This is a genomic window from Bradyrhizobium sp. LeoB3 (assembly GCF_055456055.1).
In genome coordinates, this window is record NZ_JBVBEF010000017.1 from 20,049 (window position 1) to 35,143 (window position 15,095).

At 62.9% G+C, this 15,095-nt stretch carries 17 protein-coding genes and 1 pseudogene; 8 read left to right on the forward strand and 10 right to left on the reverse strand.

The genetic code is table 11. The features are described 5' to 3' along the window. Positions 1-67: 67 nt before the first annotated feature. Complete coding sequence (locus ACZXDY_RS14380) at positions 68-2,152, forward strand: methyl-accepting chemotaxis protein (RefSeq protein WP_464345945.1); 2,085 nt, start codon at positions 68-70, stop codon at positions 2,150-2,152. Positions 2,153-2,271: 119 nt separating this feature from the next. Further along, the gene (locus tag ACZXDY_RS14385) at positions 2,272-2,520 is read left to right on the forward strand and encodes a hypothetical protein (protein ID WP_028165843.1); all 249 of its coding nucleotides are present in this window, start codon (positions 2,272-2,274) and stop codon (positions 2,518-2,520) included. Between the two features lie 81 nt (positions 2,521-2,601). On the opposite strand, the gene ACZXDY_RS14390 is transcribed toward ACZXDY_RS14385, so the two are convergent. Then, on the reverse strand, positions 2,602-3,546 hold the full coding sequence (locus tag ACZXDY_RS14390; RefSeq protein WP_028165844.1) for an AraC family transcriptional regulator: 945 nt from the start codon (positions 3,544-3,546) through the stop codon (positions 2,602-2,604). Positions 3,547-3,851: 305 nt separating this feature from the next. Between ACZXDY_RS14390 and ACZXDY_RS14395 the strand changes: the two genes are divergently transcribed. From ACZXDY_RS14395 to ACZXDY_RS14410, 4 genes and pseudogenes are all read left to right on the forward strand, one after another. Continuing rightward, positions 3,852-4,985: a DUF2336 domain-containing protein gene (locus ACZXDY_RS14395; RefSeq protein ID WP_464345946.1), complete on the forward strand. Its 1,134-nt coding sequence runs from the start codon at positions 3,852-3,854 to the stop codon at positions 4,983-4,985. Continuing rightward, complete coding sequence (locus ACZXDY_RS14400) at positions 4,985-5,287, forward strand: PilZ domain-containing protein (RefSeq protein ID WP_028165846.1); 303 nt, start codon at positions 4,985-4,987, stop codon at positions 5,285-5,287. The genes ACZXDY_RS14395 and ACZXDY_RS14400 overlap by 1 nt, the downstream gene beginning before the upstream one ends. Positions 5,288-5,326: 39 nt before the next feature. After that, the gene (locus ACZXDY_RS14405; RefSeq protein ID WP_464345947.1) at positions 5,327-5,518 is read left to right on the forward strand and encodes a hypothetical protein; all 192 of its coding nucleotides are present in this window, start codon (positions 5,327-5,329) and stop codon (positions 5,516-5,518) included. Positions 5,519-5,542: 24 nt separating this feature from the next. After that, a pseudogene (locus ACZXDY_RS14410) lies at positions 5,543-6,593 on the forward strand (HD-GYP domain-containing protein). Between the two features lie 32 nt (positions 6,594-6,625). On the opposite strand, the gene ACZXDY_RS14415 reads toward ACZXDY_RS14410, so the two are convergent. From ACZXDY_RS14415 to ACZXDY_RS14445, 7 genes are all read right to left on the reverse strand, one after another. Continuing rightward, the gene (locus tag ACZXDY_RS14415; protein WP_456645221.1) at positions 6,626-8,248 is read right to left on the reverse strand and encodes an ABC-F family ATP-binding cassette domain-containing protein; all 1,623 of its coding nucleotides are present in this window, start codon (positions 8,246-8,248) and stop codon (positions 6,626-6,628) included. A 117-nt stretch (positions 8,249-8,365) separates the two neighbouring features. Further along, positions 8,366-8,515 (reverse strand): hypothetical protein, encoded by a 150-nt coding sequence (locus tag ACZXDY_RS14420; protein WP_016843021.1) that lies wholly within the window; start codon positions 8,513-8,515, stop codon positions 8,366-8,368. Between the two features lie 50 nt (positions 8,516-8,565). Then, positions 8,566-9,042: a hypothetical protein gene (locus ACZXDY_RS14425; RefSeq protein ID WP_464345948.1), complete on the reverse strand. Its 477-nt coding sequence runs from the start codon at positions 9,040-9,042 to the stop codon at positions 8,566-8,568. A gap of 232 nt (positions 9,043-9,274) precedes the next feature. Next, entirely contained in the window at positions 9,275-10,099 is an 825-nt protein-coding gene (locus tag ACZXDY_RS14430; RefSeq protein WP_464345949.1) for a tetratricopeptide repeat protein, read from the reverse strand. Positions 10,100-10,131: 32 nt separating this feature from the next. Further along, positions 10,132-10,818 (reverse strand): substrate-binding domain-containing protein, encoded by a 687-nt coding sequence (locus ACZXDY_RS14435; protein ID WP_464345950.1) that lies wholly within the window; start codon positions 10,816-10,818, stop codon positions 10,132-10,134. A gap of 6 nt (positions 10,819-10,824) precedes the next feature. Next, positions 10,825-11,469, reverse strand: a complete 645-nt coding sequence (locus ACZXDY_RS14440; protein WP_464346000.1) for a GrlR family regulatory protein — start codon at positions 11,467-11,469, stop codon at positions 10,825-10,827. Positions 11,470-11,737: 268 nt separating this feature from the next. Then, positions 11,738-12,772: a glutamine synthetase beta-grasp domain-containing protein gene (locus ACZXDY_RS14445; RefSeq protein ID WP_028165854.1), complete on the reverse strand. Its 1,035-nt coding sequence runs from the start codon at positions 12,770-12,772 to the stop codon at positions 11,738-11,740. 558 nt (positions 12,773-13,330) lie between these two features. Between ACZXDY_RS14445 and ACZXDY_RS14450 the strand changes: the two genes are divergently transcribed. Beyond that, positions 13,331-13,531 carry a DUF2735 domain-containing protein gene (locus tag ACZXDY_RS14450; protein ID WP_028165855.1) on the forward strand — a complete coding sequence of 67 codons (201 nt, stop codon included), beginning with the start codon at positions 13,331-13,333 and terminating at the stop codon, positions 13,529-13,531. Positions 13,532-13,621: 90 nt separating this feature from the next. On the opposite strand, the gene ACZXDY_RS14455 is transcribed toward ACZXDY_RS14450, so the two are convergent. Beyond that, positions 13,622-13,936, reverse strand: a complete 315-nt coding sequence (locus tag ACZXDY_RS14455; protein WP_028165856.1) for an MliC family protein — start codon at positions 13,934-13,936, stop codon at positions 13,622-13,624. A 101-nt stretch (positions 13,937-14,037) separates the two neighbouring features. Here ACZXDY_RS14455 and ACZXDY_RS14460 point away from each other — a divergent pair, with 101 nt between their 5' ends. Beyond that, positions 14,038-14,787 carry a tyrosine-protein phosphatase gene (locus ACZXDY_RS14460; RefSeq protein WP_464345951.1) on the forward strand — a complete coding sequence of 250 codons (750 nt, stop codon included), beginning with the start codon at positions 14,038-14,040 and terminating at the stop codon, positions 14,785-14,787. On the opposite strand, the gene ACZXDY_RS14465 is transcribed toward ACZXDY_RS14460, so the two are convergent. Next, positions 14,784-14,999, reverse strand: coding sequence for a hypothetical protein (locus ACZXDY_RS14465; RefSeq protein ID WP_028165858.1), 216 nt, complete (start codon positions 14,997-14,999; stop codon positions 14,784-14,786). The two genes, ACZXDY_RS14460 and ACZXDY_RS14465, sit on opposite strands and share 4 nt — an antisense overlap. Between the last annotated feature and the right edge of the window lie 96 nt (positions 15,000-15,095).

A 15,095-nucleotide genomic window follows, 5' to 3' on the forward strand; every position in this document is an offset into this window, starting at 1 on the left:
GGATTTAATCCGCGCTGGTTACCATGGAGCTGAACGCTCCTCTATCGTCCAGAATGGCACCAGTCACATGAAAATCGGAACCCTCTTGACGACCGCCATCGTCTCGCTCTCCACCGTGGGCGGTGGACTGGCCCTCTACGTCGCGGTCTCGAAATACCAGACCATGGAGAACGTGTCGGCAGCGCAGGAGCGGCTCGCAATCGTTCGCGCCATCAGTGACATCCCGCGCTATCTTAATTCGGAGCGTGGCTTTGCCACCAACATCCTGTTTGGGCCACCGGTGGTCGATCCGAAGCAGCGGGCCGATCTGAACGACAAGGTGCGCACGGCGACCGATCGCGCCCGCGACAAGATGATGGCGCTGCGTAAAGCGCTGCCCGGTTCGCTCGAGGACGGCGGAGCGATCGGCGCCGGCATCGATGGGGTGAACGCAAAATTCAACGCGTTGCGCGAGGCGATGGACAAGGCGATCGACGGCCCGGCGGAAGCGCGCAAGGACGCCGCCAAGAAGATCGTCGCCGACAATGCAGTGCTCAACAATGCCGCAGCCTCCCTGCTCGACGGCCAGGTGCGCAAGTTGGCCCTGATCGACGGGGACGCCTATCGGCAGGCCGTTTACGCGAATATCGCCTGGTCGCTGCGCGACGTCGGCGGCTTCAATGCAAGCCAGCACAAGAACCTTGTCGGCGCCAAGCGCGCGGCGACCGAGACCGAGAAGGTCGATCTCGCTCGCGCCCAGGGGCGCGCGGACCAGGTGCTGATGTCACTGCAGGAACTGCGTGGCAATCCCAACCTGCCCGCCAACGTCGCAGTCGCACTCGACCGCATGAACGAGGCCTATGTCGAGCGGTTCGGCAAGGAGCTTAAGCTCGTGAAGGAAGGTGCGGCCAGCGGCAAGTACGAGCACGATGTCGATGCCTTCTACGTGGAATCGCAGCACGGACTCAATTCGATCATCGGGGTGCGCGACGCCTTCTACGACAATGCCGAGCAGGTGCTCTCTTCCGCCTACTCCTCTGCGCGAGTCAGCTTCCTGGTCGCGCTCGCCGGCCTGATCGCCGTGGTCGCGGCGAGCATTGCGCTGGTCATGATGGTGCGACGCCGGATCTGCAGGCCAATCGTGCAATTGACCGCCAGGATGTCGCGGCTTGCTGCCGGCGAGGTTGCGGACGAGATCGCGGGCGCCGAGCGCAGCGATGAGATCGGCGCAATGGCGCAGGCCGTACGCGTCTTCAAGGACAACATGATCAAGGCCGATCGCCTCGCGGCCGAGAAGGAAGCCGAGAACCAGGTCAAGATGCGCCGCGCGCAAGTGCTCGACAACCTGACTCACACGTTCGAGGCGAAGGTCAGCGAGCTCGTCGGCGGGCTCTCGGCCGCCTCTGCCACTATGGAGGAGACCGCACAGTCGATGTCCTCCACGGCGTCCGCCACCAACCGGCAGGCCGCTGTCGTAGCGACGGCCTCCGACCAAACCTCGACCAATGTGCAGACGGTTGCCAGCGCGACCGAAGAGCTGACGTCCTCGATCTCGGAAATCGGGCGCCAGGTCACGCAGTCGACCGAGATCGCGGCACGCGCCGTGGAGAACGCCCGCCGCACCGGCGACACCGCCCGCTCGCTTGCCGAGGGCGCGCAGAAGATCGGCGATGTCGTCACGCTGATCCAGAACATCGCGGCGCAGACCAACCTGCTGGCCCTGAACGCGACGATCGAGGCCGCGCGCGCCGGGGATGCCGGACGCGGCTTTGCCGTGGTCGCCTCGGAGGTGAAGTCGCTGGCCGGCCAGACTGCGAAGGCGACCACCGAAATTTCCGAGCAGATCGCCACCATTCAAGCCGCAAGCGATGAGACGGTGAAAGCGATCCAGAACGTCGTCGACGTCATCACCGAGATCGACCAGATCGGCACAGCGATCGCCGCCGCGATCGAGGAACAAGGCTCGGCCACCAAGGAGATCTCGCGCAGCGTGCAGGAAGCGGCGCGTGGCACGCAGGACGTCAATTCGAACATTTCCGGTGTCCAGCGCGCCGCCGACGACACCGGAGCCGCCGCCAGCCAGGTCCTTGGCGCCGCCGAACAGCTTTCCGCGCAGTCTCGCGACCTCGCCGGCCAGGTCAACCGCTTCCTCGCGGAAGTCCGGGCGGCGTAGTCGCAGGTATGGCTTGTCGATTTGTCGGAGGAATCCGTGCGCTATCAACTTGATTGGCGCAAGATTCCGATATCCAATCCGCCCGGCTATTTTGGCAAATCAAATAGGGAGAGAAGCCCATGCTCAAACGGATATTGTTGGTAGCAGTCGTCACCACCTTTGCGATCGGCTCGGCATTCGCGCAGGAGTCCTGCGAGACCAAGGCCGTCGGCAAGGACGGCAAACCGCTGTCGGGCGCGGCAAAGACCTCGTTCATGAAGAAATGCACCACCGAGTCCTGCGAGGCCAAAGCGGTCGGGTCCGATGGCAAGAAGCTCGCCGGCGCCGCCAAGACCAGCTTCATGAAGAAGTGCCAGAGCGGCGCATAACCGCGCAGTCTAGATTCTTGATTTGACGCGTTTTCTTCACGCGAACCGGTGTCCACTTCGCTCGAAAACGCTCTGGCTGATTCAGGATCGCCGCGACCTCGAAAGGGTCTCCGATGGCGATTCGCCGAAATGCGCCCGATATATCCTGGAGAAGTCGCTGAGGTGCCAAAAGCCACAGGCGAGAGCACAGGCCTTGACGCTATGGGTGCCGGCCAAGAGGTTTTGGCGAACGAGCCACAGCCGTCGCAGGCGGAGATATCGGTGCAGGCTCATCCCCCGATAGCGCTGCACCGCATCGTGCATGGTACGCACTGACACGCCGATCTCCCTGGCAAGATCGCTGCTGTAGATCGGCTGCGCGAGCTCGCTGGACAGGACCGCCTGCACATCCTTGAAAACCTTGAACTGCCGCGCAGCGTTCGCCCGCGCCGTCCACTTTGCCGGCACGACCTCCGCGAACGCATGATCAATCGCGGCCATCAGGGATTCGCGGATCGCGACCGCTACTCCGGGAACCTCAGGCGCCTCGGCCAAATGCGGCGCGATCGCCAGGATCTCCCGCACCAGCTGGCGCAGCCGCCGTTTCGCCGTCTCGCTGGTTTCATAGAGATTGAAGCTCAGCCCGGTCTTCGGCCACCCGCGATCCTCGACCTTGGGCTTGAAAACGATCGAGGCATACTGCCGGGGGGTTCTCTCAAGTGCGCTATAGGCGGCCCCGCCGCTGCCAATCACCAGCAACGACCGATCGTGCTCGATACCATTGAAGCGAATGGCGGTGCCCTCATCCATCGGGAACCCGACGGCGGTGGTGTTCGGCGCCAACTGCACGTCGATGACCCGCGGAAACGCCTTCGTGTAGTTCAGGTCACAACCCGGCAAGTTCAGGATGGTTTGCTCGGCCGAAATATCCCGGGCGAGCGGAATGCACTCCACCTGCACGTTTCGAATAAAGCTCCGAAACGTGTCGATATCATCGAACCGAAATATCTTCGGCACCAGCGTTGGCGCCGGTGAATGATCGTTCATTTAAAATAGTTCTTGTAAGAGCAACACCAGTCGAGGGCACGGCAATCATGCCGCGCTGCAAAAAAAAGCGGCGATCTTCGCTCGACGACTCGTCTCGTACTCTTCTCCAATCTCCACCCAGTTGGAGCGCAGTGACTGCGAAAGACAACGTGGCAAAATACCATTGCCGAATTTCGATACTGTTTTCTGGTAGAATCTTAAAGGGGGCACAACCCTAAAAGACCAATTTACAGTGGTAATTAACAATCTAGGCGCGAAATCGGCTGAGGGACAGCGACGTCCTGCAGCGGATTATTGGTGCCGCCATGACTACCATTGCCTCGACTGAGCTTATTGCAGAACTCGAAGATGTTGTCAGAGCCGGTTCGCCCGAACGCCGCATCCGGATATTGCGGCAGGTGGCGAGCCTGTTCCTCGCGGACGCCGATCGGCTCAGCGAGCACCAGATCGAAATATTCGACGACGTCCTGGTCCGTCTGATCGGGGCGGTCGAAGCACGCACGCTGACCAAACTCAGCGCCCCCCTTGCCGATTTGAGGTCGGCCCCGAGGGAGGCGGTGCGCCGCCTCGCACAGCACGAGGACGCGGCCGTCGCCGTCCCGATCCTTCGCAAGTGCGAATGCCTGTCTGAGGACGACCTCATCGAAGTCATCAGGACCCGCGGCGAAAAGCACCTCGGCGCCATCGCCGGACGCAGCGCGGTGAGCCGCAGGCTCACGGATGCCCTGCTGATGCGCGGCGATGCCGCCATCTGCGGCGTCCTCGCAAGGAATCCCGGCGCGCAGTTCTCTGTTGTGGGCTTTGCGACCTTGGTCGATATGGCCCTGCGCGACGATGATATCGCCGACGCGCTGGTGCAGCGGCCGGATCTGCCGCGCGATGTGCTTTGCGAGTTGGTGGCGAAGTGCAGCCCCTCCGCGCAGGCCCGCCTGCTCAAGACCGCGCCGCCCGAGCGACATGTCGCGATCAGAACGCTGATCGAAGAGACCGCCGCGCGCGGGCACGCCCGCAAGCCTGTTGCCGCGGACTATTCCGAGGCAAAGGCGACGGTGCTCGCGCTCAACAATGCCGGCCAGTTGAACGATTCCATCGTCAACCGTTTTGCGATCCGGCGCGACCACCCCAGTGTCATCGCCGCGCTATCGCTGCTGGCAACCGTTCCGATCGAAACCATCGAGCCGCTGCTGGAGACGGAGGATTGCTACGGCCTGGTCCTCGCATGCCGGGCGTCGCGGCTCGATTGGCAGACCGCGGTTGCCATCATCAGGAGCCGCAAGGGCGTCAAGCCGGTTTCACCGCAACAACTCGAACAGGCCAAGGAGGCCTTTGACACGCTTTCGCTTTCCACCGCGCAGCGCGCCATCCGCTTCGGATCCGTAAGCGACATCGGCGCCAGGCCCTTGTCTGCCGATACAGCTTCAGTTGGGGGAGTGCATTGATGGCTTATGGAAACCGAAAAGCCGAGCGCGTTCATTTCGAGCACCGCTATCCGGTCAACCTGATGGGCGTTGACGGCACCTGGCAACGAAGCTGCGTTCTTCTCGACGTGTCGCAGACCGGCGCCAAGCTCGAGGTCGACGGCCCGCTCGACGTGCTGCGGGCGCAGGAATTCTTCCTGATCCTGTCATCGAGAGGACTTGCGTTCCGGCGCTGCGAACTGATCCGGGTCGACGGGATGCAGATCGGTGTGAAGTTTGTCGCCGAACGAAAGAAGAAAGGGCGCGCCATCATTCCAAAGTGAGCATGCCCGCCACACAATTTTCCCAGGGAGGAACGACCGATGGCCGTCCACAAGATCGCAGCCTTCTCCGTCACCACGAATTGCACGGAGCCGCTGCGCGGAATCGTCGAGATCGACATGGCCGGAAAGACGCTGCGATTCGAACTCAACGAGGATGTCGCGCACAGTCTCTGCAGTGACCTCGATCATTTTCTCACCCAGGCCGAGCAGCGCGCCTTCGACAACATCTGAAGCAATGCCGGCAATACCATCTCGATGTCTGTTTACGTTGTAGCCGATACGCAGGCCGGGCTTTCGTCCTTGTTCGCCATGCTGGAGCCGAAGCATCCCGTCACAGGGGACCTGCTTGGCGCTGCCAGCATTCGCGGCAATGACATCGAGGCCGTTGTCGTCAACGCCGACCTGCGCGTCATCGACAACATCACAGCGCTCAAAGCCCTGTCAGGCACGTTCTCGCGAATCCCAAAGCGCATCTTCGTCGTCAACCAGCGGACCCGGCTGGCGGTGGTCCAGGCCTACGCGCTTGGCGCGACGCATGCGTTGCTCAGTCCGGTCAAGCCGGCCCAGTTGCTGGCAAAGCTCGCGCCGGGCGAGACCACATCGATCGTTCCGAGCGAACCCGCCTCGAGCACGCGGGAGGCTGCATCGGTCGGCGCGGCCAGCTTCGCCTCGATGTTCTCGGCGGTCACCTGCGGCTGGGCGGTCAATGTCGCGGAGGCCAAGGACGCCGGCAACGTGATCGCAGAGACGATCGCCGAGCGTGGGCTGTCCGACTGGCTCGCGACAGTTCGCCGTCACCATGAGGGCACCTACCAGCACTGCTTATTGGTCACCGGCATCGCCGTCGATTTCGGCCTCAGCCTTGGCATGGCGAAGGCCGATATCGAGCGTCTTTATGGGGCGGGCAATGTTTCACGACCTCGGCAAGGCAAGGATTCCGCTCGCCGTCCTGGACAAGCCCGGCAGGCTCGATGCCGAGGAACGTGCGCTGATCGAAACCCATCCTGCCGCGGGCCATGCCGTGCTGAAGGGAACGCCCGGCATCTCGGCCGAAATCCTCGATGCCGTACGGCACCATCACGAGTTTCTTGATGGCAGCGGCTATCCGGACGGGCTTTGCGCCGAAAGCATCTCCGATATCGTGCGTATCCTGACCATCTCCGACATCTTCTCCGCATTGATCGAGCGGCGGACCTACAAAAAGGCGATGCCGCGGGCGGCGGCATACGAAGTCCTGCAGGGCATGAAGGGCAAGCTCGAGCGGCCGCTGGTCGAGGCGTTCAGGGACGTCGCCCTGAACCGTTGACCCGCCCTCGCCGTCCCCCAGGCAGTCGAAAGCTAGCTCCGCAGCCCCGGTGCTTCCTGGCCAGTGCGGGCGACGTACTCCGTATAGCCCCCGCCAAATTGGTGGATACCGTCCGGCGTCAGTTCCAGAACGCGGTTGGAAAGCGCGGCGAGAAAATGCCGGTCGTGCGAGACGAACAGCATCGTGCCTTCAAACTCCGACAGCGCGTTGATCAGCATCTCCTTGGTCGCAAGATCGAGATGGTTGGTCGGCTCGTCCAGCACCAGGAAGTTCGGGGGATCGTAGAGCATCTTCGCCATCACCAGCCGCGCCTTCTCGCCGCCCGACAGCACCCGGCACCTCTTCTCGACATCGTCGCCGGAGAAGCCGAAGCAGCCGGCAAGCGCGCGGAGCGAGCCCTGCCCTGCCTGCGGGAACGCGTCTTCAAGTGATTGAAACACCGTGCGTTCGCCGTCGAGCAGATCCATCGCGTGCTGCGCGAAATAACCCATCTTGACGCTGCCGCCGAGCACGACCGTGCCGTTGTCCGGCTCAGTCGAGCCGGCCACCAGTTTCAACAACGTCGACTTTCCGGCGCCGTTGACGCCCATCACACACCAGCGTTCGCGCCGGCGGATCATGAAGTCCAGTCCTTCATAGATTCGCTTGCTGCCATAGCCCTTGTCGACGTTCTTCAGCGCGACCACGTCTTCGCCGGAGCGCGGCGCCGGCAGGAATTCGAACGCCACGGTCTGGCGGCGTCTCGGAGGCTCGACCCGCTCGATCTTGTCGAGCTTCTTGACGCGGCTTTGCACCTGGGCCGCATGGGAAGCGCGCGCCTTGAAGCGCTCGATGAACTTGATCTCCTTCGCCAGCATCGCCTGCTGACGCTCGAACTGAGCCTGCTGCTGCTTGTCGGCCATCGCGCGCTGCTGCTCATAGAACTCGTAGTCGCCGGAGTAAGTGGTGAGCGCGCCGCCGTCGATCTCGATCACCTTGCCGATCACGCGATTGATGAACGCGCGGTCGTGCGACGTCATCAACAGCGCGCCCTCGTAGCCCTTCAGGAATTGCTCGAGCCAGATCAGGCTTTCGAGATCGAGATGGTTGCTCGGCTCGTCCAGCAGCATGACATCCGGACGCATCAAGAGAATGCGCGCCAGCGCCACGCGCATCTTCCAGCCGCCCGAGAGCGAGCCGACGTCGCCGTCCATCATCTCCTGGCTGAAGCCAAGGCCGGCCAGCGCCTCGCGCGCCCGCCCCTCGAGCGCGTAGCCGTCAAGCTCCTCGAACCGTCCCTGCACCTCGCCATAGCGCGCGATGATGTCGTCCATCTCATCGGCGCGTTCAGGATCGGCCATCGCAGCCTCGAGCTCCTTCAGCTCGGCCGCAACGATGCTGACGGGGCCTGCGCCGTCCATCACCTCGGCGACCGCGCTGCGGCCGGACATCTCGCCGACATCCTGGCTGAAATAGCCGATCGTGATGCCGCGATCGACCGCCACCTGCCCTTCGTCGGGCACATCCTGGCCTGCGATCATCCGGAACAGCGTCGACTTGCCGGCGCCGTTCGGCCCGACGAGGCCGATCTTTTCACCCCGGTTGAGCGCTGCGGAAGCTTCGATGAAGAGGATTTGGTGGCCGGCCTGCTTGCTGACGTTGTCGAGACGGATCATTGCGCTATCTGGTGGGACATCTGTGCGGAGCGCTCTTAGTCGATTTCGCCCGCCAGCGCAAAGACGTTCCGCCACCCGCTCCGCTTCAGCGCGATTTTCCTTCCGAAACGAGCCCTGCTAGTGCCGCTTGAAATACTGCACGTCGCGCTCGTGCTTTTCGGCCGCGGCGCGAGACTTGAAGGTGCCGAGATTGCGACGTTTGCCGGTCTTCGGATTGACCTTCCGCGAATAGAGGCGGTATTCGCCGGATCGTAATTTGCGGATCATGGTCGGGTCTCCTTTTGCCCGATCAACCACGCCGCACCCTCTCGGTTCCATTACGGCTTGCGCTGCGGCGGAAAGAGCTGATTGCCAAATGGCTGCGGTCCGGTGGGAACACGGATGGCGATGAAGCTTCGGCCCATCGATGTGTGACAGGAGTTGCAGCCTTCGGTCAGACTGGCATAAGCCTTCGCAAATTTGCGGCCATCCTTCGCCGCGATCGCGTCGGAAACCGACTGCAACGGATCCTTCAGCGTGGTGACATTGCTGACGGGGATGCCGGAATACATCATGGCCGCCTCCGCAAGACTGGACTCGAGCTGGCGCAGTTCATAAGCCGCAAGCTCCCAATTCTGGGCCGTGGCGGCCAACCACAATTTCTGGTGCTGCTGTTGCGCAGCGCTCATGATGTCGCCAAGCCGTGGGACATATCGGTCGCTCGAAGAAGGCTGCTTCAGATCCGACTGCGCGATCGCCAATGTTGTCGACGCCGCAGACAGAAGCAGAGCTATCACGAGAGCACGCCGTTTCATCGCAAACTCCATTTCTTCCCGCGGCTGCGACCGCAGAACATTGTTTTGCTTGCAGCCTAGCGAGGAGAATCGTGGGAGTCTTGCGCCTGATCAAAGCCGCCTGGGGAATTCGACCAAGCAACACAACAGCCGTCATTGCGAGCGTAGCGAAGCAATCCATTGTCTCCGCAAGTTTCGAGAGATGGATTGCTTCGCTTTGCTCGCAATGACGGCTGGGTTACCATTGATCGCGCTAGAAGCAGAGATTAGTCACGACATTGCCGCGCTTGTCCTTGATCGTCATCGGACATCGCGCCCGCTCCAGCGCCTTCTTGGCGTCCTCGTCGCCGAGCGCGGCGGCGCGCTCGTAATAGGCTTTTGCGGCATCCGAATCCTTCGGACCGCCGCGGCCGGATTGCGCGAAGGCGCCCATCCGCTCCAGCGCAGCGGGATGATTTTGCGCCGCCGCCTTCTCGAACAGCGCGCGTGCCGCGACATCGTCCTTCTCGCCGCCGGAGCCCTCCGAGAGCATCAGGCCGAGCTGATATTGCGCCTCGGGGTTGGTCTCGGCGGCCTTCGCGAGCAATTCGCGGGCGCGCGCCGGGTCGGCCGCCGAGGCTCCGCCGAGCGCGGCCAGATTGGTGACGCCGCGCGGATTGCCAGCCTGCGCCGCGCGCTCAAACAATTTGCGTGCCTGCGCCTCGTCCTTCGCGACGCCCGCGCCGGTCCCGTAGAGCACGCCGAGCTCGACCATCGCCGAGGTCGAGCCCTTGTCTGCCGCCTTCCGCCAGGCCGCGACCGCTTCCGCCGTTTGCCGGTTGGCTGCATAGGCACGCCCGAGCTGATACATCGCCCGGCGCGAGGATTTCGCAGCAACCGCACAGTATTTGATCGCGGTCGCAATGTCGGCCGAGGCGACCTCCGGCGCGCCCTTGACGTCGGCGGGCTTGTCGGGATCGGAGGGATCGGCCGCGAGGCGGTCGCACAGCACGAGGTCGGCCGATTGCGCATGGGCATGGCCTGGCGCCGCGAGCACTGTGACGGCGAGAAGTGCGGCTGCATGAATTCGCTTGATCATGGCTGGCAAGTTGCGTCCAACGGCCGGCAAATTCAAGGCTCAAGCCCCGACTCGCGCAGCACCGGCGCGACCTCGTCGGAAGCGAGATAGCGCAGCAGCCGGCCGGCCTGCTCCGCCTTCTCCGAAGCTGTCATGCGGCCGGCGGAGAACACCGCCGGCGTCTGCAACTCGCGCGGAATTGGTCCGACGACCTCGATGCCGGCAACCTGCTTCAATTCGCTGATCTGCTGCACGGCGAGATCGGCCTCATCAGTGACGAGCCGTTCCGCGGTGAAGCCCGACGGGATAATGGTCGCGCGCGCGTTGATCTCGGCCGCGATGCCCAGGCGCTCGATCAGTCGCGCGAAGAAAATCCCGCTGGCGCCGATCCGCGAATACGCCACCGAGCGCGCAGCCAGCAGCGTCGCGCGCAACCCCGCCTCGCTGGCAATGTCGGGATGCAAGGCTCCCTCCTTCACGGCGATGCCGACATAAGAGCGCGCGAGATCGACGCAGCTCGCCGCGGCGACGCTTCCTTCCCGCGCGAGCTCGGCGAGCCCCTCTTGCGTCAGGATGAGGATGTCGGCGCCCTCGCCGCGCCTGATCCGGTCGAGCAGCGCGAGCGTCGGCGCGAAATCGGCGTCGATCCGCACGCCGCCGGCGGCCGCGTACTGTCCGGCAAGATCGGCAACTGCGCCTTTCAGCGCCAACGTGGAGAGCAGGCGAATGGTGTCGGGCATCGCGTCTTACAGTCGGCGCATCAGCTTCAGCACCGCCGTCAATCGCAGGCTGCGCTTGCCGGCGAGCGCGGTTGCTTCCAGCACCGCTCCCTCTTCATTACACGTGCCGGAAAAGCCGATGCCGACTTCGTGGCCGCCGAAGATCGGATTCTCGCCCCTGGCCGGTGTGTGCTCCTGGTTGAGGATCTGGCCTTTCCAGCGGCCATTCTCCGAAACGTAAGTACCGAGATAATAGAAGAACGCGTCACCGCCGACGATGCGGCCATCCTTGAGCAGCATCACGCCGGTCAGGCCGCCTGAGACCCCATCGAGCAGGCGGAGATGAATGGAATAAAGGCCGTTGGCAATCCCGCCCTCGCCGACACCGCCGGCGATCGGGACCTCCTGCTCCTCGATCGGCGTCAACAATGCCTGAAACGGGACGCCCGGCACCTCGCGCAACCCTCCCTCGAAACGATAGGTGTCGCCATCGGGCCGGCCCCGCGCCACCAGCGTCGCATCATCGGTGCCGGCCATGGCGGGATAGTTGGGATCCGGATTGTGGCGCACGGTCCTGACCACGACCGAGACATCGTCGCCGCTTTCCTCATAGGTGCCGATATGGGCGAAGGCCGAATTGCCGCCGAGCATCTTGCCGTCATGCGCGTGCATGACGCTGCGGCCGACCGCATCATTGAGCTGAAATCTGACCTTGTAGAAGCCTCCGAAACCCACTTCGGCCCCCGGCCCGCGCGCATCCGAGCCAAGTGTAGCGCGCTTTCGGCAAGGTCGATACCGGCTTTGCGCTAAACAAAGCGTGTCGACGGTTCGGAAGCGCAACCAGTCCAATGCCGTTAAAATGCAAAAGTCCGCCAAAGCCGAACGGCATTGGCGGACTTGATTGCGGCCCCGGGCGCCCCCAGCCCGGGCCGGGAGCGTCTTAGGCCGCGGCCTTCTTGCCGGTCGGGACTTGAGAGACGGTCTTCAGGATCTGCGAAGCGATCTGGTAGGGGTCGCCTTGGGAGTTCGGACGGCGATCTTCCAGATAACCCTTGTAGCCGTTGTTGACGAAGGAGTGCGGAACGCGGATCGAAGCGCCGCGGTCGGCCACGCCGTAAGAGAAGGTATCGATCGAGGCCGTCTCGTGCTTGCCGGTCAGGCGCATATGGTTATCAGGGCCGTAGACCGCGATGTGGTCAGCGCGGTTGGCCTTGAAGGCTTCCATCAGCGCCTCGAAGTACTCCTTGCCGCCGACTTCGCGCATGTACTGGGTCGAGAAGTTGGCGTGCATGCCGGAACCGTTCCAGTCCGTGTCGCCGAGCGGCTTGCAGTGGAATTCGATGTCGATGCCATAGCTCTCGGTCAGGCGCAGCATCAGATAGCGCGCCATCCACATCTGGTCAGCGGCGGTCTTGGAGCCCTTGCCGAAGATCTGGAATTCCCACTGGCCTTTCGCCACTTCGGCGTTGATGCCTTCGTGGTTGATGCCGGCAGCAAGGCAGAGGTCGAGATGCTCTTCCACGATCTTGCGGGCAACATCGCCGACATTCTTGTAGCCGACGCCGGTGTAGTACGGGCCCTGCGGAGCGGGATAGCCGCTCGAGGGGAAGCCCAGCGGACGGCCGTCCTTGTAGAAGAAATATTCCTGCTCGAAGCCGAACCAGGCGCCGGCGTCATCGAGAATGGTGGCGCGCTTGTTGGACGGATGCGGGGTGACGCCATCGGGCATCATGACTTCGCACATCACGAGCGCGCCGTTGGTGCGCGCAGCGTCCGGATAGACGGCGACCGGCTTCAGCACGCAATCGGAGCTGTGGCCTTCAGCCTGCATGGTGGAGGAGCCATCGAAGCCCCAGAGCGGAAGCTGCTCGAGCGTCGGGAACGACGCGAATTCCTTGATCTGAGTCTTGCCGCGCAAGTTCGGTGTCGGCGTATACCCGTCGAGCCAAATATACTCGAGCTTGTACTTAGTCATTGAGCCTCTCTGTTGATGATGCAAAACGCGAGGGGCCGAAAAGCCACTCGGTTGCCCCACGCGTACCCGGCCACCATCGGCCAAGAATGTACCAAGCAATTTGAATGCCAATCGCTGCAATGCGGGAGCGGGTCTCTGGGGAAAAGTCCAGACGGCGCTAGCTCTTTTTTGCTGCGACATAGAAGCGCGGCTGGCATGCGTACGAAGCGGCCAATTGACGCTCCCAGGGTACCGCCAGCGCCCGATTCTCCGGCAATTTCCTCTAGGCGCCCACCGTCCGATTAAAGCCTTGGCAGGCTTTCGCGGCATTGCTCGGAGACGCCGCCGCGCGACCGCAACCCTCGGCCCGGCTCAAGCGTTGGTCACCTGCTTGTTGCCTCACGCGAAGCAAAACCAAAAATGCCTAGAGAATAATCATCGAGTGACATTTTTTGATCAACTTGCATCCGGGCGGGGCACGGCCGATATCGCAAGTCCAAGTAACTATCCAAGTAACCACACGAGAACGAGTCGGGCGCACCATGGAGGATCGCGGCTCCGATCAGAGGAGAGGATGACATGAATACGGGTCTGAATCAGGGATCTGCCAAGATCTACCAATTCCCGGTTGGCGGCCGGGCGTCCATCGCAGGGCGCCGCTACGGTGAGACCAAGTCGGCGCTCGAGATTGCCGCTTCACAGGTGAACAAGGCCGATTGCAGCGGTAGCTGGTACCACCAAGCGGCGATCGAAGAATCCAAGCCAACGCGTGACCACTAATGCCGGGTCAATATCGGATAGCCTCCCGACGGGAATGTCGGGGATCGGTAGCGTCGAAAAGGGTCGGAACGAGCGCGTTTCGGCCCTTTTTCATGCCAGCTCGCAGGCCGTGGCCCGGCGCTTGGCGTGCTTGAGCGTGGCAAGACCGGCTTTCGTGATCCTTAGCGTAACGCCACTGCCGGAGTAGCGCGCGCCTGATAGCGTCAGCCGCTTCAACAGCGTTACCGCCTTGCCGTCGAGCTGCAGATGGGCGCGGGAGTCGTATTGGAAAAATCCGACGATGAACTGCGTGCCGTCGGCGCAGCGATAGTTCTGGAACGAGCTTTGGGCCGAGGCTTGCGACCTGCCGGCGAGGGTTCCCGCCACCAAGACCACCGCGAAAATCGCTGCCAACCGATGATTCATGCTTCGCCCCCCGGAGCTGCCTTGAGTATAGACGAGCGCGGGATGCGCACCATCTCCTATCCGGTCATCTGCTTGCCGTACAAGATTGCTCAAGTCACCCGATGCAAGACTCCCCTGCCCGACATTTCAATCTCGCCGGCGCGAGCAATTTCCGTGACCTCGGCGGCTACCTTACGCGCGACGGCCGCAGCGTCCGTTGGCGCCAGATCTTTCGCTCCAACCATCTCGGCCGCCTCACCGACGACGATGTCGCGGTGGTCCGCGGCCTCGGCGTCCGCAGCGCCTTCGATTTCCGTGGCCGCGAGGAGCGCGCCGAGGGGCTTTGCGGCGTGGCCGAGATCACCGTGCATTCCCTGCCGGTCGAACCGACGGTGATCGCCGCGCTGCGCACCATCGCCGCCAGCGGCAATCCGCCGACCGAGAACGACGCCATCGAGGTGATGCGCGATTCCTACCGCAGCTATGTGCAGGAGAACACGCCGCGCTTCCGTACGCTGTTTGCGCATCTGTTGGAGGACCGCGCGCCGCTCGTCATCCATTGCAGCGCCGGCAAGGACCGCACCGGCTTCGCCTGCGCGCTGATCCTGCATACGCTCGGCGTTCCCGACGAGGTGATCTCGGAAGATTATCTGCTGACCAACCGCTTCTATCGGCGCGATGCTTCCGTGCCGAGCGATCTACCGGACACTGTCCTGCAGGTGATCGGCACGGTGCGGGCGGCGTTCCTGGCCACGTCGTTCGAGGCCATCAGCGCCGGCTATGGTGGCCTCGACAATTATATCCGCGACGGCCTTGGTGTCGGAGAGAGCGAGCGCAAGCAGCTCGCCGCGCTCTATCTCGAGAGAACTTAAGCAGCCGCTTCCAGCTCGGCGTCGAGGTCGGCAATGACTTCCTCGAAAGCCGAGATCGCCTGCTGCACGGCCGCGATCTGCATCAACTCCCAGCCGCTGACCGGACCGGTGCGATTCTGCAGCGCGACGACCAAGTCCCGCCGCTGCTCCTTAAGCTGAACGAGCGGTAAACCGTGATCGGGTAAGTTTCCCATGGTCTGATCCCCTGCCATGATGAGACCTCGCTTCTAGCGAACGGATTCTGCAATCGACTTACGGAAGTCCGGCAAATTTTACCAATCAAGGGCAAGGCCGTAGTCTTACGTGCA

Bases quoted from the DNA above. Each gene is read 5' to 3' on its own strand.
- ACZXDY_RS14380 (WP_464345945.1), top strand. From the start codon at position 68: ATGAAAATCGGAACCCTCTTGACGACCGCCATCGTCTCGCTCTCCACC.
- ACZXDY_RS14385 (WP_028165843.1), top strand. From the start codon at position 2,272: ATGCTCAAACGGATATTGTTGGTAGCAGTCGTCACCACCTTTGCGATC.
- ACZXDY_RS14390 (WP_028165844.1), bottom strand. From the start codon at position 3,546: ATGAACGATCATTCACCGGCGCCAACGCTGGTGCCGAAGATATTTCGG.
- ACZXDY_RS14395 (WP_464345946.1), top strand. From the start codon at position 3,852: ATGACTACCATTGCCTCGACTGAGCTTATTGCAGAACTCGAAGATGTT.
- ACZXDY_RS14400 (WP_028165846.1), top strand. From the start codon at position 4,985: ATGGCTTATGGAAACCGAAAAGCCGAGCGCGTTCATTTCGAGCACCGC.
- ACZXDY_RS14405 (WP_464345947.1), top strand. From the start codon at position 5,327: ATGGCCGTCCACAAGATCGCAGCCTTCTCCGTCACCACGAATTGCACG.
- ACZXDY_RS14415 (WP_456645221.1), bottom strand. From the start codon at position 8,248: ATGATCCGTCTCGACAACGTCAGCAAGCAGGCCGGCCACCAAATCCTC.
- ACZXDY_RS14420 (WP_016843021.1), bottom strand. From the start codon at position 8,515: ATGATCCGCAAATTACGATCCGGCGAATACCGCCTCTATTCGCGGAAG.
- ACZXDY_RS14425 (WP_464345948.1), bottom strand. From the start codon at position 9,042: ATGAAACGGCGTGCTCTCGTGATAGCTCTGCTTCTGTCTGCGGCGTCG.
- ACZXDY_RS14430 (WP_464345949.1), bottom strand. From the start codon at position 10,099: ATGATCAAGCGAATTCATGCAGCCGCACTTCTCGCCGTCACAGTGCTC.
- ACZXDY_RS14435 (WP_464345950.1), bottom strand. From the start codon at position 10,818: ATGCCCGACACCATTCGCCTGCTCTCCACGTTGGCGCTGAAAGGCGCA.
- ACZXDY_RS14440 (WP_464346000.1), bottom strand. From the start codon at position 11,469: ATGCACGCGCATGACGGCAAGATGCTCGGCGGCAATTCGGCCTTCGCC.
- ACZXDY_RS14445 (WP_028165854.1), bottom strand. From the start codon at position 12,772: ATGACTAAGTACAAGCTCGAGTATATTTGGCTCGACGGGTATACGCCG.
- ACZXDY_RS14450 (WP_028165855.1), top strand. From the start codon at position 13,331: ATGAATACGGGTCTGAATCAGGGATCTGCCAAGATCTACCAATTCCCG.
- ACZXDY_RS14455 (WP_028165856.1), bottom strand. From the start codon at position 13,936: ATGAATCATCGGTTGGCAGCGATTTTCGCGGTGGTCTTGGTGGCGGGA.
- ACZXDY_RS14460 (WP_464345951.1), top strand. From the start codon at position 14,038: ATGCAAGACTCCCCTGCCCGACATTTCAATCTCGCCGGCGCGAGCAAT.
- ACZXDY_RS14465 (WP_028165858.1), bottom strand. From the start codon at position 14,999: ATGGCAGGGGATCAGACCATGGGAAACTTACCCGATCACGGTTTACCG.